This is a genomic window from Caulobacter sp. FV1ye6ST, assembly GCF_058681225.1.
This window is the reverse complement of the sequence record NZ_CM178733.1, coordinates 29,586-47,418: the sequence shown is the minus strand read 5'-3', so window position 1 is coordinate 47,418 and position 17,833 is coordinate 29,586. Positions and strand designations below refer to the sequence as shown.

Sequence of the window (17,833 nt, the reverse complement as noted above, 5' to 3'; positions counted from 1 at the left end):
TCTTAGGATTCCCATTGAACTAGGCTTGTGATTCAAAGCTGTCTTTTGGAGGCAGCCTTGGGTGTGATGGATCGCCTTGTCTTGGACGACGCGGCATGGGCGCGGATTGAGCCGCTGATCATTGGCCGTCCGGATCAGAAGGGCTCGACAGGCCGCGACAACCGGATGTTTGTCGAGGCCGTGCTCTGGCTGGTCCGGACGGGCTCGCCCTGGCGCGACCTGCCCGAAGTGTTCGGCGACTGGAACAGCGTCTTCCGGCGTTTCAGTCGATGGAGCGCCAAGGGGGTGTGGTGGCGGATCTTCGCGGCGATGTCGGACGATCCAGACTTTGAATACCTGATTGTGGATTCCACCATCGTTCGCGCCCACCAGCATGCGGCGGGGGCAAAAAAAGGGGGTCTGAAGATCAGGCCATTGGTCGTTCGCGCGGTGGCCTGAGCACCAAGATCCACATGGCCGTCCGAGGCCTGGGCTGCCCGGTCAACTTCACCCTCACCGCCGGACAGAAGGGCGACGCGCCCCAGGCCGGCCCGTTGATCCAGGATCTCCCCGCCAAGGTCGTCATGGCTGACACCGCCTACGACGCCGACCACCTGCGCCAGGCCATCGCCGACAAGGGCGCTATCGCCGTCATTCCCAACAATCCGTCCCGCGCCCGCAAGTATGCGCTGGACAAGGCCCTCTACGCCCAGCGCCACCTCGTTGAGTGCTGTTTCTCCAAGCTCAAGCAGTTCCGCAGGGTCGCCACTCGCTTCGAGAAGACCGCCAGGAACTACCTCGCCGTCGTCACCCTCGCCGCCATCGTCCTATGGCTGCGGTAAGTGTCCACAGAACCTAGGGAGCGATTGAGTTGCCGCGTCTCTTCCAGATAGTCCGCCCAGAAGCGAGTCTGCGCCTCAATGCCCGGCACGGACTTCTTCATGCGGCTCATGAAGAACAGCCAAACCCCGATCACGAGAATGATCGGCAGAAGGTTCACGATGATCGACGTAAAGGTCATGTCATTTCCGAAGTGGTGAAGCTCGGTGGACGCTATTTGCCGACAGCGCGCTTGTCATGCGAACAAAGCTGGAACATTATTCCGGCGATGGACGTGATCATCCAGCTGAAGCCGTCCCGGCCCGAGACCACCGTGAATGTCACGCGCGGCGCCGCGCGGCTGCTGGTCGATCTGGGCTATGCGCCGCTGGCTGAAGTCACCCTGCCCAACGGACGGCGGGCGGACCTGATGGCGCTGGGCCCCAAGGGCGACGTGCTGATCGTCGAGGTGAAGTCGGGGCTGGAGGACTTCCGGGTCGACCGGAAGTGGGGCGAATACGAGCCCTATTGCGACGCGTTCTATTTCGCCGTCGCGCCGCATTTTCCCGAAGGCGTGCTGCCGGACGAGCCGGGGCTGGTCGTAGCAGACGGTTTCGGCGGCGCGGTCGTGCGGGAGTCGCCGCTCACGCCCTTGGCGCCGGCGCGACGCAAGGCCCTGACGCTGGCGTTCGCCCGCCTCGCGGCCCTGAGGGCCGCGGGCGTCAACGCCGAGCGCCTGAGCCTCTAGAGAGGTCTCTCGCTAGTCGAAGTTGCGCGCGATCAGGAAGCCCACGCCCAAGCCGATCGCGAAGGCGCCCAGGGCGACGCCCATCGGATGTTCCTCGGCGGTGTGATGCACGACCTGGGCCTTGTCGCGGGTCCAGGCCGCGCCGACCTTGGCCTTTTCCTCGGCGAAGGTGCGGGTCTGCTGGGCCACTTCGGTGGCGGTCTCGCGGGCCGACTTGACGGCCTTGGTCACGGCTTCCTTGGCGCGCTTGGTCTTTTCGGAAGTCGTCTTCTTGGCGCCGCCCAAGGCCTCGGCGGCGGCGGACGAGGCGTCGGTCGGGATAAAGCTGCTGACGTCGGTCATGGGGGAGGCTCCTCGGCTTGACGCGGATCTAACGCGCGGAGAGCCGTCTAGTTCTCCCGCACGACCTTCAAAACCGCCTCGCCGTAACGATCCAGCTTGCCCTGGCCGACGCCGCCGGACTTGCCGAGCGCCGCCAGGGTGGCCGGGCGGGCCGCGGCGATCTCGGCCAAGGTGGCGTCGTGGAAGATGACGTAGGGCGGCACGTGCTGGGCTTGCGCCTGCTCCTTGCGCCACGCGCGCAGGGCCTCGAACAGCACCTGGTTCTCGAGCGGGATGGTCAGGGCCTTGCCCTCGCGGCGCTTGCGCGCGCCCGTCGCGCGGCCGGTCTCCGGCGCCTCGGCTGTCTGGCGCAGGGCGACGCGGCGCTCGCCGCGATAGACTTGGCGCACGCCTTCGACATCGCCCAGGCCGATCAGTGGCCGGCCGTCATTGGGGTCTTCGCGCAGCAAGCCCTCGAAGATCAGGGTGTCGAACAGGTCGCGCCAGACCGGCTGGCTGAACTCGCGACCGATGCCGAAGGTCGGCAGTTGAGCCTCCTGCGGCGTGACATCCTTGGTCTTGCCCATCAGGTGCTCGATCAGCCGCCCGCGCCCGAAGCGGCCGCCCATCCGGTGAACAGCCGATAGAGCCTTCTGGGCCGCCTCGGTGGCGTCGATGCCAGTCGGCGGCGAGACGCAGATGTCGCAGACGCCGCAGCGGGCCACGCCCTCCTCGCCGAAATAGCGGCGAACGGCGGCGGCGCGGCAGGTGACGCCCTCCAGCATCGAATAGAACTGGCGAAGCTTGCGCGATTGCGCCTGCTTGACCTCGTCGGGCGCATCCTTGGTGTCGATCCGGCGCCCCGCCCAGGCCATGTCGGCCGAGCCATAGAGGGTGATGCCCTCGGCCGGCTGGCCGTCGCGGCCGGCGCGGCCGACCTCCTGCCAGTAGGCCTCGATGGCGGCCGGCGGGTCGGCGTGGATCACGAAGCGGACATCGGGCTTGTCGACGCCCATGCCGAACGCGATCGTCGCCACCATCACCGCGGCGTCGGCCTCCAGGAAGTCCTCCAGCCGCTTGGCGCGGACGGCCTTGTCGAGCCCCGCGTGATAGGCCACGGCCGGGATGCCCTCGGCGTTCAGCTTCTCGGCCAGCTTTTCGGTGGAGTCGCGGCTGCCGGCATAGACCACGCCGGCGCGGCCAGGGCGCTCCAGGACCAGCTCGACCACGCGATCGTGGCCCTTGCCACGCTTTCGCTCGGCGCTGAGCGCCAATTCGGGGCGGGCGAAGCTGTCGACGAACTCGGCCGCGCCCTGCAGGCGCAGCTCGGCGCGGATGTCGTCGCGGGTGCGGGCGTCGGCGGTGGCGGTGACCGCCAGGCGCGGCACGTTGGGGAACAGCTCGGCCAGCCGCCCCATCATCCGGTATTCGGGCCGGAAGTCGTGACCCCATTGGCTGACGCAGTGGGCCTCGTCGACGGCGACCAGGGCCAGGGGGGTGCGGCCCAGGCGATCCAGCATCCACGGCTGCATCAGCCCTTCGGGCGACAGGTACAGCAGGTCCACCTCGCCGGCGTCTATGCGCCGCCAGATGTCGCTGCGCTCGTCCATCGAGACGTTGCTGTCCAGCCGCTCGGCGGCCACACCAGCCTGGCGCAGGCCCTGGACCTGGTCGGCCATCAGGGCGATCAGCGGCGAGATCACCAGGCCCAGCCCGGGCAGGATCAGCGACGGGATCTGGTAGCACAGGCTCTTGCCGCCGCCGGTCGGCAGCACGGCCATGGCGCTGCGCCCGGCCAGGATCTCGTTGATCACGCCCGCCTGCATGCCTCGGAAATCGGCATGGCCGAAGGTGCGCCGCAGGACGTCGCGGGCGTGGTCCAGTTCTGGGGATTCGGGAGGAACGTACACGGGCGCTGTTATGGCGATCCGTCGCCTCCGCGCCAAGGCGGGATCGAAGTCACCGTGGTTTCCGGATCGACCCGAAATCGGCCCCGTTCATATCTCGTCAATCTTGTCGCGCGTTCTGTGGCCTTCGGTTAAACGGAACGCGCGCCCCCCAATGGTACGTCCGAGGGGGGGCGTGATGAGACCTCGGCGCGCGTAGGAACGAAACGACCATGGCGAATGGACCCTTCGGCGGGAACAGGCCGGCGAAGCCTCAGCGCACCCCGCTCCAGGCGCTCGTCTACTGGGGCACGGTTCTGGGCGTCTGGGGCCTGATCTTCGTCGTGGCCTTCTTCGCGGTGTTCGCCAGCGATCTGCCGGACACGTCCAAGCTCTACGACGTCAAGCGCCAGCCCTCGATCAACTATCTGGACCGCTCGGGCGCCCTCTTGGCCGTGCGCGGCAGCCAGTACGCGCCCCCGGTCGATATCGACGCCCTGCCGGAATACGTGCCGGCCGCCTTCGTGGCGATCGAGGACCGCCAGTTCTACCACCACTTCGGCTTCAACCCCTGGGGCATCATGCGGTCGCTGGCGTGGAACGCCACCCATGACGGCCCCCAGCGCGGCGGCTCGACCATCACCCAGCAGCTGGCCCGCAACCTGTTCCTGAGCCCGGCCCAGAACTATCGTCGCAAGGCCCAGGAGCTGATCCTCGCCGTCTGGCTGGAGATGAAGTTCAGCAAGAAGCAGATCCTGGCCCTCTATATGAACCGGGTCTATTTCGGCGCGGGCGCCTATGGCATCGAGGCCGCCTCGCAGCGCTACTTCAACAAGCCCGCCAAGGACCTCACCATCGGCGAGTCCGCGCTGTTGGCCGGCATGATGAAGGGCCCCGCCCGGTATTCGCCTGTCTCGGCCAAGGAACGCGCCGCCCGCCGCGCCACGATCGTCCTGGACGAGATGGTGCGCATCAAGGCCATTACGCCCGAGCAGCGCGACGAGGCCTTCAAGACCCCGGTGCAGGTCTCGGCCACCCTGGCCAACCAGCGCGCCCAGTACTTCACCGACTATATCGACGCCCAGGTCCGCTCGCTGGTCGGCGAACCGACCGAGGACCTCGTCGTCGAGACCACCCTTGACCTTCCGATCCAGGTCTCGGCCGAGCGCGCCGTGAAGCTGGGCGTCGACGGCCACGAGGCCCAGGGCGTTCAGCAGGCGGCCTTGGTCGCCATCGACGGCGAAGGCCGTATCCGCGCCTATGTCGGCGGCGCCGACTATGCCGAGACCCAGTTCGACCGCGCCACCACCGCCCGCCGCCAGGCCGGCTCGGCCTTCAAGCCGTTCGTCTACCTGACCGCCATGGAACAGGGCCGCACGCCCGCCGTGATGGTCGTCGACGAACCGGTCAAGATCGGCAATTGGGAGCCGAAGAACTACACCAACAAGTATCTGGGTCCGATCACCCTGCAGACCGCCCTGGCCCAGTCGATCAACACGGTGGCCGCGCGGCTGGCCAACGAGGTCGGCACCAGCAACGTCGCCGCCACCGCCCGCCGCCTGGGCATCACCAGCAAGATCCAGCTGGATCCGTCGATGGCCCTGGGCGCGGTCGAGGTCTCGCCGATGGAGATGGCCCAGGCCTACGCCCCGTTCTCGAACGGTGGCTTCCTGGCCAAGGGCTACGGCATCGAGCGCATCCGCACCGCCAGCGGCAAGGTGCTGTACGACCACAGCGTCGACCGCCAGGCCCGCTCGGCGGTGATCGGCTCGCCGGCCCTGCAGTACATGAACCAGATGATGCGCCAGGTCGTCGCCAGCGGCACCGGCACGCGCGCCAAGGTCGCGGGTTACGACATGGCCGGCAAGACCGGCACGACCAGCGACTACAAGGACGCCTGGTTCGTCGGCTACACCGGCGGCTTCGTCACCGCCGTCTGGACCGGCAAGGACGACGCCACGCCGATGAAGCGGGTCACCGGCGGCGGCGCACCGGCCGAGATCTGGCGCACCTTCATGGCCGCGGCCCTGCCCCGCCTGAAGGCCACCCCGATCCCCGGCGGCGTGGTCGAGCCCCCGCCGATCGAGAACACCGACCCGATCGGCGACCTGATGAACACGACGCCGGGTCCGGAAGGTCCGGCGGCCGAAACCCCGGCCGGGGCGACCCCGCCGGCCGATCAGTTGCCCTACTGACAAACCCTCCCCCGCATCGCGGGGGGAGGATCCTCAGGCCCCGATCGCGTGCAGCTCCGCCGCGTGCGCTCTCAGCCACGCCCGGTGGGGCGCGGGATCGCCGGCCAGCTGCTCGCACAGCGCCCAGAAGCGCGGCCCGTGGTTGGCCTCGATCAGGTGGGCGCACTCGTGGGCGGCGACATAGTCGGCCACCGCCGCCGGGGCCAGGATCAGCCGCCAGCTGTAGCGGATCGCCGCCGGCGCGCGCGACGTGGCCGGCCGGCACGATCCCCAGCGCGCTTTCGGATCGGCCACCGCCACTGACGGCATCGGCCGGCCCAGGGCCGCGGCGTGGACGGCGGTGCGTTCGGTCAGCACGGCCAGCGACTCGCGCTTGGCCAGGCGGATGACCTTCAGCCCCCAGTTGGCGTCGTCGGGCGCGACGATGCGCTCACCGTCGATCCGGGCTCGTCCCGGGCCGACCTCCAGCCTATAGGCCCGATCGTTGAGGCGCAGGATCCCGCCGGGCGCCAGGTTCATCCGCTCGGGCAAGGCCGCCAGCTGCTTGGCGATCCAGCCGGACTTCTCCTGGGCGAAGGCCGCGGCCTCGTTCAGGCGCTTGAGATTGGGAGCCAGGGCGACGATCTCGGATCTGGCGCGGTCGACGCGCAGCGAGATCCGCCGCGCCCGGCCGTCCACCCGCAGGCGCACCGGCCAGCCGCCGATCTCCAGTCGATCACCGTCGGAAAAACGTTGGGCCTTGAGCGCGAACATCGGGCGTTAAGATCGGGTGCGCCGGGGCTGGGTGCAAGCCGCCCTCGTCCTTCGCCGAGGATTTCGGCCCCTACGCCTCTTCCTCGAAGTGCGGGTCGCACTTGCGGATGAACTTGCGAACGCGCGGATAGATCTCCTCGCGGAAGCGGCGGCCGTTGAAGACGCCGTAGTGGCCGACGTTCGGCTGCACATAGTCAAGCTTCAGGTCGTCGGGGATGTTCGAGCACAGGCCGTGGGCGGCCTGGGTCTGGCCGATGCCGGAGATGTCGTCGTTCTCGCCCTCCACCGTCATCAGGCCGATGTCGGTGATCGCCTCGGGCTTCACCCGCGTCCCGCGATGCATCAGTTCGCCCTTGGGCAGCAGGTGCTGCTGGAAGACGATGTCGATGGTCTGGAGATAGAATTCCTCGGTCAGGTCCAGGACCGACAGATATTCGTCGTAGAACTCCAGGTGTTTGTCGGCGCTGTCGCCGTCGCCCTTCACCAGATCCTGGAAGTAGCGGCGGTGAGCCTCCTGGTGGCGCTCGGCGTTCATGCTCATGAAGCTGGCCAGCTGGACGAAGCCCGGATAGACGCGCCGTCCCGCGCCCGGATAGGGCGGCGGCACGGTGTAGATCATGTTCGACTGGAACCAGGCGAAGGGCTTTTCCTCGGCCAGGTTGTTGGTCACGGTCGGCGACAGGCGCGCGTCGATCGGCGAGCCCATGAAGGTCATGCTGGCCGGCCGCGAGGGGTGGTTCTGCTCGGCCATCAGGGCGGCGGCGGCCAGGACCGGCGGGCCGGGCTGGCAGACGGCCACGACGTTGGGGCGCGGACCCAGCACGGCCAGCATCTGGATGATGTGGTCGATATAGTCGTGGAAGTCGAAGCGGCCTTCCAGCACCGACACGTTGCGGGCGTTGACCCAGTCGACGATGAACACCGCGTGGTCGGGCAGGAACGCCTCGACCGTGCCGCGCAGCAGAGTCGCGTAGTGGCCTGAAAGGGGCGCGACGATCAGCACGGCGGGATCGAGGCTGAACTTGCCGGCCCGGCGCATGTCGGCCATGTCGCGGTCGAACTGGATCACGCGCGCCCAGGGGCTTTCCCAGACCACCGTCTCACGAACCCGGACGTCGACCTGACCGACCTTGATCGAGTCGATGTTCCACTTCGGCTTGCCGTAGCGGCGCGTGATGTTGGCGAACAGGTCCGCGCCGGCGTGCATGCGCCGGCCGACGGCCGTGTCCGCCGCCGGATTCAGCGGCGATCCCCAGAAGTCCCGGGCCGCCAGCGCCATCTGGCGCATCGGGGTGGAGGCGTAGTAAGCTGCTTCGTGAAGAGCGTAGAGCATGGCGCATCCGCGATGTTGCAATGCAGCATACCACGCCGAACGCTAACAGAGTCTAGCCGCTCACGACATTTTGCGCCGCGGCGCTTGATAGCCCCCCACTTCCGCCTAGCGCCTTAATTGCATGTGTGTATATTGCTCGCTCAAGAATAGCTGGAGGCGACAATGACATTGACGCGACTCGGCATGATCGGCGCGGCGGCCATGCTGTGCGCCGGTCCGGCGGGCGCCGAGAACTCGGCGTTTGGTCGGGAAGCGCTCGTGCGCGACGTAGTGCAGGGCGCGTTAAACCCCGCCCCGAGCGCCCATTCTTGTCTGAGCGTCGATGTGAAGGACAACGGCCTCTCCTACATGGGGTTTCCGTCCTCGACGGGGCATACCCAGCAGATCACCACCCAAAACGCCGATACCTTCGTCACCTACACCTGCCCGATCGAGCAGGGGGTTGTCGTGGTGGCTAAGCTGGGCCGCAACCTCTTCGGCGGCTGCCGCTTTGCTGACCGGTATGAGATGACCTTCGTTCCCACCATGAGGCGCTTGAAGATCGATGGGGCGCAGAAAGACTGCGTAGCGTCCGTCCTGTCGACACAGGGCGCCTAGGAAGAACCCTCCGCTCTGAATAGGCTTGAGGCTTTCTCTCGAGAGGCCTCAAGCCTGACCTATGCGTCTGCTCAGCCCTCGCGCATCGCGTCGGCGATCCGCCGGGCGATGTCCGCCGGGGGCAGGTTGTAGGGGATCACCGTCTTGAAGCGGCCCTTCGGATCCATCAGGTAGATGGCCGTCGAGTGGTCCATGGTGTAGCCGGGGCCGTCGCCGACCTTGGCGTAATAGACCCTGTAGGCCTTGGCGGCCGCCTGGACCTGCTCCTGCGTCCCGGTCAGGCCGATCGTCGTCTTCGGCACGTAGTCGGCCGACAGATAGGTCTTCATCTGCTCGGGCGTATCGCGCGCCGGGTCGATCGAGATGAAGACGATCCGCAGGTCCTTGGCCTTGGGTCCCAGCTGGTCGGTCGCCGCCGCCAGGCCCTGCAGCGTGCCCGGACAGACATCGGGGCAGTAGGTGAAGCCGAAGAACACCGCGCTCCATTTGCCCTTCAGCGCCTTCTCGGTCGTCGGGATGCCGTTCTGGTTCACCAGCTGGAACGGCCCGCCGACGGCGACGGCCTCTTCGGGCTTGAACACCCCGGCGCGCCACGCCAGTCCGGCGGTCGCCGCGAGGCCCAGAACGCAGGCCAGGATCAGGAAAAGGCGGTGACGAGGCATGTGCGTTTCATCCTTTTCTCGCAGGCTGCCCTTTTGCTCTCGCAAAGCGGGCAATTCTGGACAATTCTGCGGCCATGTCTGACGTATCGTTCGCGACAGCGCCCGACGATCAACGTCACAAAGGGCTCGATAAGCCGGGGGACGAACCGGCGCAAGACGATGCCTGGTCCTGGACGGCTCCAGGCCTGCGTCGCGGACGCTTAAGGGTGCGCACCCTTCTGGCGCAGCGCTGGCTATGGGTGGTCGGCCAGACCGCCGTCCTGATGATCAGCGGCCTTGTTTTGAAACTGCAGGTGCCGTGGGCGCTGTGCTTCACCCTGATCGCCCTGTCGGCCTGGCTGAACGTGCTGCTGGGCCTGGCCTCCAGCGGCCAGCGCCTGGCCCGCGATGGCGAGGCCACCGCCCAGATCGCCTTCGACATCCTGCAGCTGTCGGGCCTGGTCTATCTGACCGGCGGCGCGCACAATCCCTTTGCCCTGCTGCTGATCGCGCCGGTGACCCTGGCGGCGGCGACGCTGCCGGCCCGCTATGCGATCGGCCTGGGGTTCCTGGCCATCGCCGCCTCGGTGGTCTTGGCGTTCTTCCATATGCCGCTGCCGACCATCAATGGCAGTCCATGGCCGTTCGAGCCCAACCCGCTGATGCTGTGGACCATCGTCTCGGCCCGGATCGTCGGCATCATCCTGACCGGGGCCTATGCCTGGCAGGCGGCGAGCGAGTCCGCGCGTATGGAGCTGGCCCTCAACGTCACCGAGACCGTTCTGGCCCGCGAGCAACGCCTGTCGGCCCTGGGGGCCCTGGCCGCCGCCGCGGCTCACGAGCTGGGCACGCCGCTGGCGACCATCTCGGTGGTGGCCCGTGAAATGGCCCGCAACGCGCCCGACGAGCAGACCCGCGAGGACGCCGAGCTGATGATCGGCCAGGCGGCCCGTTGCCGAGAGATCCTGCAGCGTCTGACCGAAATGCCCGAGGCCCAGGACGCGGTGCATGAGCGCATGAGCCTGGTGCAACTGGTCCAGGACGTGATCGAGCCGCACCTGGTGCACGGCGTCCGTGTGGAAGCGGTCGTCAATGGCCCTTCCGGCGAGAACGCTCCGGACATCTGGCGGCGGCCCGAGATCATCCACGCCATGACCTCGATCGTCGAGAACGCGGTCGATTTCGCGCGCGGCGAGGTCATCGTCATCGCCCGCTTCGACGCCCGCTACATCGTGATCGAGGCGCGCGACGACGGTCCGGGCTTCTCGCCCGAGGTGCTGGCCAAGCTGGGCGAGCCTTACGTCACCACGCGTCCGGGCGCGGAAGGGTCGCGAACGGGGCATATCGGCATGGGTCTAGGCTTCTTTATCGCCAAGACCTTGCTGGAACGAACCGGCGCGACCGTTGATTTCCGTAATGGTCGGCGGGGTGGAGCGGTCGTTTCGGCGCGCTGGCCTCGACCGGCCTTGGAAGCTCCTGGCTTTACGGGGGCTTGAGTACGAGACGGAAGCACGAAAGTATGGGTTATTATTTGGCCTGTTGAGTATTGGCGCTGGGGAGGCGCGGACTTCTATGGCGGATATCGGTGAGCTGGTTTCGGCGCTGCCGGACAAGACGCTCCTGTTGTTGGACGATGACGCTCCACTGCGGACCCGATTGGGTCGAGCGCTGGAGCAGCGTGGGTTCGAGGTGACGCTGGCCGCCTCCGTGGCCGAGGCCCTGACCATCCTGCGCAGCCATGCCCCGGCCCACGCGGTGCTGGACATGCGTCTCGAGGACGGTTCCGGCCTGAAGGTGGTCGAGGCGGTGCGCGACGCCCGCGCGGACGCCAAGGTCATCATGCTGACCGGCTACGGCAACATCGCCACGGCGGTGGCGGCGGTGAAGGCGGGGGTGGTCGACTACCTCTCCAAGCCCGCCGACGCCGACGACGTGGCCCGCGCCCTGCTGGCCGCCAAGGACGCCGCTCCCGTGCCGCCGGAGAACCCGATGAGCGCCGACCGCGTACGGTGGGAGCACATTCAGCGGGTCTACGAGATGTGCGGCCACAACGTGTCGGAAACGGCGCGCCGACTGAACATGCACCGCCGGACGCTGCAGCGGATCCTGGCCAAGCGCGCGCCGCGATGAGGCCGAAGATGCTCCCCCGCGACGCGGGGGAGCATCTTCGGATCACATCGCCGAAATGCCGCCGTCGACCTTGATCTCGGCGCCGGTCATGAACTTGCTCTCGTCGCTGGCCAGGTAGAGCACCGCGTTGGCGATGTCGTTGGGCTCGCCGATGCGGCCCAGCGGCACCTGGCGGGCCAGCTTGGCGAAGGCCTCCTCCTTGCCGAACCGCGAGGTGAAGCCCTCCAGGATCGGGGTGTCGATGAAGGTCGGGTGGATGGAGTTCGAGCGGATATCGAGCTTCATCTTGGCGCAGTACAGCGCGATGTTCTTGCTGAGCAGCCAGACCGCCGCCTTGGAGGCGTTGTAGGCCGGCGAGTTGCCGTTGGCGATCAGGCCGGCGATCGAGCTCAGATTGATGATCGAGCCGGGCTGGTGGGCGCGCATGTGGGTCAGGGCGTGCTTGGCGCCCAGGAAGACGCTATCGACATTGACCGACATCACCTTCTTCCAGAGGTCGAAATCCAGGCTCTCGATCGGGCCGTCGCCGCCGATGCCGGCGTTGTTGACCAGCACCGACAGGCCGCCCATGTCGCCGGCGGCCTTTTCCAGCACCTCGATCCACTGGTCTTCCTGGGTGACGTCCAGATGGTAGGCGAAGGCCGTACCGGCGCCGTGGGCGGCGTTGATCTCATCGGCCACGGCTTGGGCGCCGGCCAGGTTGAGATCGGCCAGGGCGACCTTGGCGCCTTCCTTGGCCAGCATCCGCCCGGCCGCCGCGCCCAGGCCCTGGGCCCCGCCGGTGATGAAGGCCTTCTTGCCGGCGACCCGGCCCGTGCTCTGCGCCATGCGGCGTCCTCCCGATTATAATTCAAACGATAGTTTGAACCGGAAGGCGCCTCAGCGGAAGGGGGAAACGGCTAGGCCGCCCCGTCCATGAACTTCGCCAGTGTCACGTCCAGGTCCGTCACCCCATCCGCGTCGTGCGTGGTCAGCAGCACCTCGACGCGGTTGTAGACATTGAACCACTCGGGGTGATGGTCGAGCTTGTCGGCCATCAGCGCCACCCGGGTCATGAAGCCAAAGGCCTCGTTGAAGTCGGCGAACCGATACGTCTTGGTGATCGCGTCCTTGCCGGAGCCGGCGCTCCAGCCGTCGAGCTGGGCGATGGCGGCTTGCGCGCCGATCTTGGGTCGGGACATGGACTTCTCCGAGAAAGCTTCGCCCCCTCAGAACGCCAATCCGGTCGCCTCGGCAAGGTCGCTCAGCAACTGCGCCTCGGTCGAGACCTTGATGGCCGTCATCCCCAGGGCCGCCGCCGGTTTGCAGTTGATGCCCAGGTCGTCGAGATAGATGCAGACCTCGGGCGCGACGCCCAGCCGCTCGCACATCATCTGGTAAATGCGCGGGTCGGGCTTGCGCACCCCGGCCTTGGAGCTTTCGATCACCGCGTCGAACAGGGCCATGATCTCAGCGACCGCCAGGGCCTTTTCGGGGCTCTGGGCCATGCCCGGCCCATGGCCGGTGGGGACGTTGTTGGTGATGCAGCCGACCTTGAACCGCGCCTTGCAGGCCTTCAGCGCGTCCAGCACCCGAGGCCGCAGGTCGCCATAAAGCAGCGGCAGCACCTCGGCGCCGCGGACCGGATGGCCCAGGCGCGTGGCCTCCTCCAGGAAGAGACCGTCGAAGGCCGCCGCGTCGATCTCGGCCCGCTCGAATCGCGCCCAGGCGTTCGCGTCGGGATCGGTGGCGTTGACCATGCGGATGAAGTTGTCGGGCAGGCCGCGTTCGGCCTCGTAGCGGCGGAAGGCCTCGAACGGCGAGGTCGTGAAAACCCCGCCGAAATCCCAGATCACCGCCTCGATCGCCATGGCCGCCTCAAACAGATGTTTGACGCAACGCTACCCGTCTCACGGCGCCAGGGGAAGCCTCCATGGCCACGCTCGCGCGACGGGTGAAAGGGCAGTCGCGACCGCGTGGGAAATGTTTTGTTAACCCCGTCCGGAGTCGCCCATGATCACCTTTCGCCGCCTGACCACGATCGCCCTCGCCACGTCCGCCGTCCTGACGGCCGCGCCGGCGCTGGCTGGCTCGAGTCACGGCGGCGTTGGCGGTCCCGCGGGTCCGGAGATTCTGCCGCCCAACGCCGCGCCCGGTCAGTGCTTTTCGCGCCGGGTCACCGGTCCGGGCGGGGCCTATCGCTGGGATCGCATCGAGTGCGACGGGGCCTATGGCGGTGGCTACGGTCACGGCTATGGCGGCGGTCGTCTGGACGTCGAGACGCAGCCAACGCCCGGCCATGGCTATGGCTACGGCTATCAGGGCGGTTACGCGAACGCCTGTGACCGCTGCGGCGGTTATCCAGGCGGCTATGCCTATGGCGGCGGTTATGCCGGCGATCGCTACGGCGAGCGCCGCCATGACAACCGGTCTTCACAGTCACAATATGAGTACGAGAGCAGTGCATACAGCGGCGGTTACGCCCAGGGCCGTGGGGGCCCGGGCGTGAACTATCCGCCGCCGTATGGCTACGGTTACGTTGCGGCCGGGCGCGACGAAGCCGGTTACCTGATCTGGCCCGGAAAGACGCCGTAAACCCCAAAGCGGGTGGCGCCGCCCTTGCGCCGGAAGCGTCGAGTTGCACCAAAATGGGACGGGGGAACTATTTATCATGCGCACGCCAAGCCGGCCGTTTTTCAAGGCCTATGAACTCGTCGCCATCGCCGTCTTTATCGTCGCGGGGGTGGTCGTCTGCCGGATCGGTCTCGTCTACTGACGCGCTGATCCCGGAACCGGCCTGAGGTCGTTTCGCTTCGAATTGGAACAGGATCGCCCGGCTCACGCGTTGTGTGGGTTCAACCGGAGCCACGATCCTGTCCACGCTCGACGTCACGCCCGCGCCCAAGCCGCCCCGGAACCCGTTCCGAGGCCTGTCTCGGCGCGCGCGGATCGGCATAGGCGCGGCCCTGACGTTGGTCGCGGCGATCGTCATCTTCCTGGCAGTCTTCGACTGGAACTGGCTGCGCGGCCCGATCGGGCGCTACGCCTCGGCCCAGCTGCAGCGCGAGGTGGCGATCACCGGCGACCTGCGCGTCCACCCCTGGTCGTTCTCGCCCAAGGCCGAGGCTTTTGGCGTGCGGATAGGCCAGCCGGCCTGGGCCCAGTCCGTCGATCCCCGGGCCGGCCAGATGGCCCAGGTCCAGCGCATCGCCGTGCAGATCAAGATCCTGCCTCTGCTGCGCGGCCAGGTCATCCTGCCGTTCCTGGCCATCGACAAGGCCGACGTGCGCCTGCTGCGCGGCAAGGACGGCCGGGCCAACTGGACCTTCGGCGCGGGCAAGCGCGACAAGCCGATGAAGCTGCCGGCTGTCCAGCGCCTAGTGATCAACGAGGGCCAATTGCGGGTGGACGACCGCCAGCGCGGGGCCCTGTTCGTCGGCACGGTCAACGCCCAGGAACGCGCCGGCGCCAAGGGTGGCCGCTTCGTGCTGGAGGGCAAGGGCAACCTGAACGGGTCCGCCTTCGTCGCCCAGGTCACCGGCGGCCCGCTGCTGAACATCTCGCCCAGCCGTCCCTACCCGTTCGACGCCGATATCCGCGCCGGCTCGACCCGCATCACGGCCGAGGGCAAGGTCATCAAGCCGTTCGATCTAGGCCGCTTCGATACCCAGCTCACCGTGTCCGGCGCGGACCTGAATCGCCTGCACGACCTGACCGGCCTGACCCTGCCCAACACGCCACCCTACAAGGTCGAGGGCCATCTGGTCCGCAAGGGCGACCGCTATGACTTCGAAAAGCTGTCGGGCCGGGTCGGCGATAGCGACATCCGCGGCGACCTCTTCGTGCTGACGGGTCGCGAGCGGCCCTATCTGGAAGCCGACCTGCGCTCGCGCCGGCTGGACTTCGACGACCTGGGCAGCCTGTTCGGCGCCGCCCCGGCCACCGGGCGCGGCGAGACCGCCTCGGCCGGCCAGAAGATCGAGGCCGCTCAGCGCGACGCCACACAGCGCCTGCTGCCCGACGCCACCCTGCAGGTCGAGCGCATCCGCGCCATGGACGCCAAGGTCAGCTATCGCGCCGAGACCGTGAACGCGCCCAACCTGCCGCTGCGCAAGGTCAGCGCCGAGGTGGTCCTGGACAAGGGCGTGCTCACCGTCGACCCGCTGGCCGTGACCTTCTCGCGCGGCGACCTGAAGGGAACGGTGCGCCTCGACGCCCGCCCGGCCGTGCCGAAGACCGATATCGACGTGCGCCTGCTGAACGGCCGCATCGAGGACTTCATCCCGATCAAGAGCGACGGCAAGCCGGCCATCGAGGGCGCGGTCATGGCCCGGGCCAAGCTGACCGGCACGGGCAACAGCGTCCACCGCGCCGCCTCCACCGCCGACGGCTCGGTCACCCTGGTCGCCCCGCGCGGCCAGATCCGCCAGGCCTTCGCCGAGCTGCTGGGGGTCAACGCCTCCAAGGGCCTGCTCCTGCTGCTGTCCAAGAGCGACAAGGAGACGCCCGTGCGCTGCGCCGTCGCCGACTTCGACGTCAGGAACGGCGTCATGACCACCACGACCCTGGTCGCCGACACCGGCGTGGTGCTGGCCAAGGGCCGCGGCACGGTGAACCTCGCCACCGAGCGCATGGACTTCCGCATCGAGGGCGACAGCAAGAAGCCGCGCCTGCTGCGCCTGTTCATTCCGATCACCATCAAGGGTCCGATCATGGCCCCCAAGCCGGGCCTCGACGTCAGCAAGACCCTGGGCCAGGGCGGCATCGCCACGGCCCTGGGCTCGCTGATCAACCCGCTGGCGGCCCTCCTGCCCTTCGTCACCACCGGCGAGGCCAAGGACGCCGACTGCGCGGGCCTGGTCAGCGAGGCTCGCCAGCAAGGCGCGCCGGTGAAGGTCGCGCAGACGACGGCGGCGAAGGTGAAGAAGTAGCCAGCCATGAGCTGAACTTGGGGCTACGGCGAGATTTGATCCTTTGTCGCGCCGGCCGATCGATGGTCGCCTGACCTCTCCCACGAGGAAGGTCCAAGCCATGACGATCCGCGCGATGCTGTCCGCCAGCCTGCTGTTGAGCCTGGCGTTCGTGACGCCCAGTCGCGCCGCCGAAGACCCCAAGGCCGGCGCATGGCGGCCACCGCCGGGCCTGACCCAGGTCCCGATCTGGCCAAACGGTGCGCCGGACATGGCGGGCGACCAGCCGGCCGAGCACAGCACCATCAAGACATCGCCCGACGGTCGGGAGGACATCACGATTTACGACGTCACGGCCCCAACCATGACCATCTTCCCGCCCAAAGGCCGCAACACCGGCGCGGCGATGATCGTCTTCCCCGGCGGCGGCTTCCAGATTCTGGCCATGGCGATAGAGGGGACCGAGATCTGCGACTGGATCACGGCGCGCGGCATGACCTGCGTGCTGCTCAAGTACCGGGTGCCCGGCAGCAACCACTACTGGAACAAGGACTGCAAGTGCCACATGACGCCGCCCGTGCCCCGAGCTTTGCAGGACGCGCAGCGGACCATCCGGCTGATCCGGTCCCGCGCCAAGGCCCTGGGCGTCAGGCCGGACAGGATCGGGGTGATCGGCTTCTCGGCGGGCGGCTACATGGTCGCCCAGGCCAGCAACATCCTTGAGCCCGCCTACAAGCCGGTCGATGCGGTCGACAAGGTCAGCAGCCGGCCCGACTTCGCGATCGCCGCCTATCCAGGCCATCTATGCCGCGCCGGGACCAAGCTCGATCCCAGCATCCACGTGACCAAGCAGACGCCGCCGACCTTCCTGCTGCAGGCCTGGGACGACCCCGTCGACGAGATCTGCAACAGCACCCTCTACGCCCGCGCCCTCGACGATGCGGGCGTGCCCACCGAGGTCCACCTGTTCAGCAAGGGCGGCCACGCATTTGGCCTGAGGGCCAAGGGCCGCGCCGTGGCGGTCTGGCCGGCGCTGGTCGAGACCTGGCTCAAGGATATCGGCGTTCTGCCGCCGCCTTGAGCTTCGCCGAACTTTGCCCCATCCTCCCCGTCACCAACCTTCTTGTGTGGTTCATGTCCGAGATTGTGCGCGAGGTCCGGGCCTAACAGGCTCCGAACCTCGGTTCGAAAGTCGCTAGGCCCGCTCCGCCCGCGCTCCGCTGGCCGGAAGCGCGCTCACGCGCCTCGATCTCTCGGACAATCCCTTGAACATCTCCAAATCGCAGCAACGCACGCTGCACGCCCTGGCCCAGGGCGGCCGGATCGAACTCGAACGCGACGACAACGGCAAAGTCATCGCGGCCGACTGCCTCACCCGCGACGGCTGGGCGCTGACCGACTGTTCGGTCGGCGTGTTCCAGTCGCTGAAGCGCAAGCGGCTGATCGCCAGCCAGGACGGCGGCCCCTACCGGATCACCCGGCTGGGGCTGGGCCATCTCCGCTCTCAGCTGGACAACCGGGTGGGGGCGAAGGGCTGGTGAC

The 17,833-nt window shown here is 67.8% G+C and carries 19 protein-coding genes; 11 read left to right on the top strand and 8 right to left on the bottom strand.

All coding sequences use genetic code 11. The annotated features are described in order from the left end of the window. Window positions 1-57: 57 nt before the first annotated feature. Together ACW175_RS00255 and mmcB are read left to right on the top strand one after the other, a co-directional pair. A protein-coding gene (locus ACW175_RS00255; RefSeq protein WP_492101412.1) for an IS5 family transposase occupies window positions 58-821 on the top strand; the annotation gives its coding sequence in 2 pieces (ribosomal slippage) (window positions 58-393 and window positions 396-821; 762 coding nt in all). Window positions 822-1,087: 266 nt separating this feature from the next. Beyond that, window positions 1,088-1,546, top strand: a complete 459-nt coding sequence (gene mmcB / locus ACW175_RS00250) for a DNA repair putative endonuclease MmcB (RefSeq protein ID WP_492104866.1) — start codon at window positions 1,088-1,090, stop codon at window positions 1,544-1,546. 12 nt (window positions 1,547-1,558) lie between these two features. On the opposite strand, the gene ACW175_RS00245 is transcribed toward mmcB, so the two are convergent. Next, window positions 1,559-1,888: a hypothetical protein gene (locus ACW175_RS00245; RefSeq protein ID WP_492102689.1), complete on the bottom strand. Its 330-nt coding sequence runs from the start codon at window positions 1,886-1,888 to the stop codon at window positions 1,559-1,561. A 47-nt stretch (window positions 1,889-1,935) separates the two neighbouring features. Beyond that, window positions 1,936-3,777 (bottom strand): DNA helicase RecQ, encoded by a 1,842-nt coding sequence (gene recQ / locus ACW175_RS00240; RefSeq protein WP_492102688.1) that lies wholly within the window; start codon window positions 3,775-3,777, stop codon window positions 1,936-1,938. Window positions 3,778-3,986: 209 nt separating this feature from the next. On the opposite strand from recQ, the gene ACW175_RS00235 reads away from it, so the two are divergent. Continuing rightward, entirely contained in the window at window positions 3,987-5,948 is a 1,962-nt protein-coding gene (locus ACW175_RS00235) for a transglycosylase domain-containing protein (protein ID WP_492102687.1), read from the top strand. A gap of 33 nt (window positions 5,949-5,981) precedes the next feature. Here ACW175_RS00235 and ACW175_RS00230 read toward each other — a convergent pair whose 3' ends face one another. Together ACW175_RS00230 and ACW175_RS00225 are read right to left on the bottom strand one after the other, a co-directional pair. After that, window positions 5,982-6,701, bottom strand: a complete 720-nt coding sequence (locus ACW175_RS00230; RefSeq protein WP_492102686.1) for a M48 family metallopeptidase — start codon at window positions 6,699-6,701, stop codon at window positions 5,982-5,984. Between the two features lie 70 nt (window positions 6,702-6,771). Then, a complete protein-coding gene (locus tag ACW175_RS00225) occupies window positions 6,772-8,034 on the bottom strand; it encodes a polyhydroxyalkanoate depolymerase (protein WP_492102685.1) in 1,263 nt (420 codons plus the stop codon). Window positions 8,035-8,196: 162 nt separating this feature from the next. Between ACW175_RS00225 and ACW175_RS00220 the strand changes: the two genes are divergently transcribed. Further along, a complete protein-coding gene (locus ACW175_RS00220; protein ID WP_492102684.1) occupies window positions 8,197-8,631 on the top strand; it encodes a hypothetical protein in 435 nt (144 codons plus the stop codon). Between the two features lie 71 nt (window positions 8,632-8,702). On the opposite strand, the gene ACW175_RS00215 is transcribed toward ACW175_RS00220, so the two are convergent. Next, on the bottom strand, window positions 8,703-9,293 hold the full coding sequence (locus ACW175_RS00215) for an SCO family protein (RefSeq protein WP_492102683.1): 591 nt from the start codon (window positions 9,291-9,293) through the stop codon (window positions 8,703-8,705). Window positions 9,294-9,367: 74 nt separating this feature from the next. On the opposite strand from ACW175_RS00215, the gene ACW175_RS00210 reads away from it, so the two are divergent. Then, entirely contained in the window at window positions 9,368-10,768 is a 1,401-nt protein-coding gene (locus ACW175_RS00210; protein ID WP_492102682.1) for an ActS/PrrB/RegB family redox-sensitive histidine kinase, read from the top strand. Between the two features lie 76 nt (window positions 10,769-10,844). Then, window positions 10,845-11,402, top strand: a complete 558-nt coding sequence (gene spdR / locus ACW175_RS00205; RefSeq protein WP_492102681.1) for a stationary phase response regulator transcription factor SpdR — start codon at window positions 10,845-10,847, stop codon at window positions 11,400-11,402. Between the two features lie 42 nt (window positions 11,403-11,444). Here spdR and ACW175_RS00200 read toward each other — a convergent pair whose 3' ends face one another. The 3 genes from ACW175_RS00200 to ACW175_RS00190 all read right to left on the bottom strand — a co-directional run bounded on the left by ACW175_RS00200 (window position 11,445) and on the right by ACW175_RS00190 (window position 13,252). Beyond that, complete coding sequence (locus ACW175_RS00200; protein WP_492102680.1) at window positions 11,445-12,230, bottom strand: SDR family oxidoreductase; 786 nt, start codon at window positions 12,228-12,230, stop codon at window positions 11,445-11,447. Window positions 12,231-12,301: 71 nt separating this feature from the next. Next, the gene (locus ACW175_RS00195) at window positions 12,302-12,583 is read right to left on the bottom strand and encodes a 4a-hydroxytetrahydrobiopterin dehydratase (RefSeq protein ID WP_492102679.1); all 282 of its coding nucleotides are present in this window, start codon (window positions 12,581-12,583) and stop codon (window positions 12,302-12,304) included. Between the two features lie 27 nt (window positions 12,584-12,610). After that, window positions 12,611-13,252: an HAD-IA family hydrolase gene (locus ACW175_RS00190; protein WP_492102678.1), complete on the bottom strand. Its 642-nt coding sequence runs from the start codon at window positions 13,250-13,252 to the stop codon at window positions 12,611-12,613. Between the two features lie 142 nt (window positions 13,253-13,394). Between ACW175_RS00190 and ACW175_RS00185 the strand changes: the two genes are divergently transcribed. From ACW175_RS00185 to ACW175_RS00165, 5 genes are all read left to right on the top strand, one after another. Further along, on the top strand, window positions 13,395-13,976 hold the full coding sequence (locus ACW175_RS00185; protein ID WP_492102677.1) for a hypothetical protein: 582 nt from the start codon (window positions 13,395-13,397) through the stop codon (window positions 13,974-13,976). Between the two features lie 76 nt (window positions 13,977-14,052). Beyond that, window positions 14,053-14,157 (top strand): hypothetical protein, encoded by a 105-nt coding sequence (locus tag ACW175_RS00180; RefSeq protein WP_233586391.1) that lies wholly within the window; start codon window positions 14,053-14,055, stop codon window positions 14,155-14,157. Between the two features lie 73 nt (window positions 14,158-14,230). Continuing rightward, complete coding sequence (locus ACW175_RS00175) at window positions 14,231-16,312, top strand: AsmA family protein (RefSeq protein ID WP_492102676.1); 2,082 nt, start codon at window positions 14,231-14,233, stop codon at window positions 16,310-16,312. 100 nt (window positions 16,313-16,412) lie between these two features. After that, on the top strand, window positions 16,413-17,372 hold the full coding sequence (locus ACW175_RS00170; RefSeq protein WP_492102675.1) for an alpha/beta hydrolase: 960 nt from the start codon (window positions 16,413-16,415) through the stop codon (window positions 17,370-17,372). Between the two features lie 184 nt (window positions 17,373-17,556). Next, window positions 17,557-17,832: a YjhX family toxin gene (locus tag ACW175_RS00165; protein ID WP_492102674.1), complete on the top strand. Its 276-nt coding sequence runs from the start codon at window positions 17,557-17,559 to the stop codon at window positions 17,830-17,832. Window position 17,833 lies beyond the last annotated feature (1 nt).

What these genes read in the sequence shown, in the direction of transcription:
- mmcB (WP_492104866.1), top strand. Translation starts at nt 1,088, where the DNA reads ATGGACGTGATCATCCAGCTGAAGCCGTCCCGGCCCGAGACCACCGTG.
- ACW175_RS00245 (WP_492102689.1), bottom strand. Translation starts at nt 1,888, where the DNA reads ATGACCGACGTCAGCAGCTTTATCCCGACCGACGCCTCGTCCGCCGCC.
- ACW175_RS00235 (WP_492102687.1), top strand. Translation starts at nt 3,987, where the DNA reads ATGGCGAATGGACCCTTCGGCGGGAACAGGCCGGCGAAGCCTCAGCGC.
- ACW175_RS00230 (WP_492102686.1), bottom strand. Translation starts at nt 6,701, where the DNA reads ATGTTCGCGCTCAAGGCCCAACGTTTTTCCGACGGTGATCGACTGGAG.
- ACW175_RS00225 (WP_492102685.1), bottom strand. Translation starts at nt 8,034, where the DNA reads ATGCTCTACGCTCTTCACGAAGCAGCTTACTACGCCTCCACCCCGATG.
- ACW175_RS00220 (WP_492102684.1), top strand. Translation starts at nt 8,197, where the DNA reads ATGACATTGACGCGACTCGGCATGATCGGCGCGGCGGCCATGCTGTGC.
- ACW175_RS00215 (WP_492102683.1), bottom strand. Translation starts at nt 9,293, where the DNA reads ATGCCTCGTCACCGCCTTTTCCTGATCCTGGCCTGCGTTCTGGGCCTC.
- ACW175_RS00210 (WP_492102682.1), top strand. Translation starts at nt 9,368, where the DNA reads ATGTCTGACGTATCGTTCGCGACAGCGCCCGACGATCAACGTCACAAA.
- spdR (WP_492102681.1), top strand. Translation starts at nt 10,845, where the DNA reads ATGGCGGATATCGGTGAGCTGGTTTCGGCGCTGCCGGACAAGACGCTC.
- ACW175_RS00200 (WP_492102680.1), bottom strand. Translation starts at nt 12,230, where the DNA reads ATGGCGCAGAGCACGGGCCGGGTCGCCGGCAAGAAGGCCTTCATCACC.
- ACW175_RS00195 (WP_492102679.1), bottom strand. Translation starts at nt 12,583, where the DNA reads ATGTCCCGACCCAAGATCGGCGCGCAAGCCGCCATCGCCCAGCTCGAC.
- ACW175_RS00190 (WP_492102678.1), bottom strand. Translation starts at nt 13,252, where the DNA reads ATGGCGATCGAGGCGGTGATCTGGGATTTCGGCGGGGTTTTCACGACC.
- ACW175_RS00185 (WP_492102677.1), top strand. Translation starts at nt 13,395, where the DNA reads ATGATCACCTTTCGCCGCCTGACCACGATCGCCCTCGCCACGTCCGCC.
- ACW175_RS00180 (WP_233586391.1), top strand. Translation starts at nt 14,053, where the DNA reads ATGCGCACGCCAAGCCGGCCGTTTTTCAAGGCCTATGAACTCGTCGCC.
- ACW175_RS00170 (WP_492102675.1), top strand. Translation starts at nt 16,413, where the DNA reads ATGACGATCCGCGCGATGCTGTCCGCCAGCCTGCTGTTGAGCCTGGCG.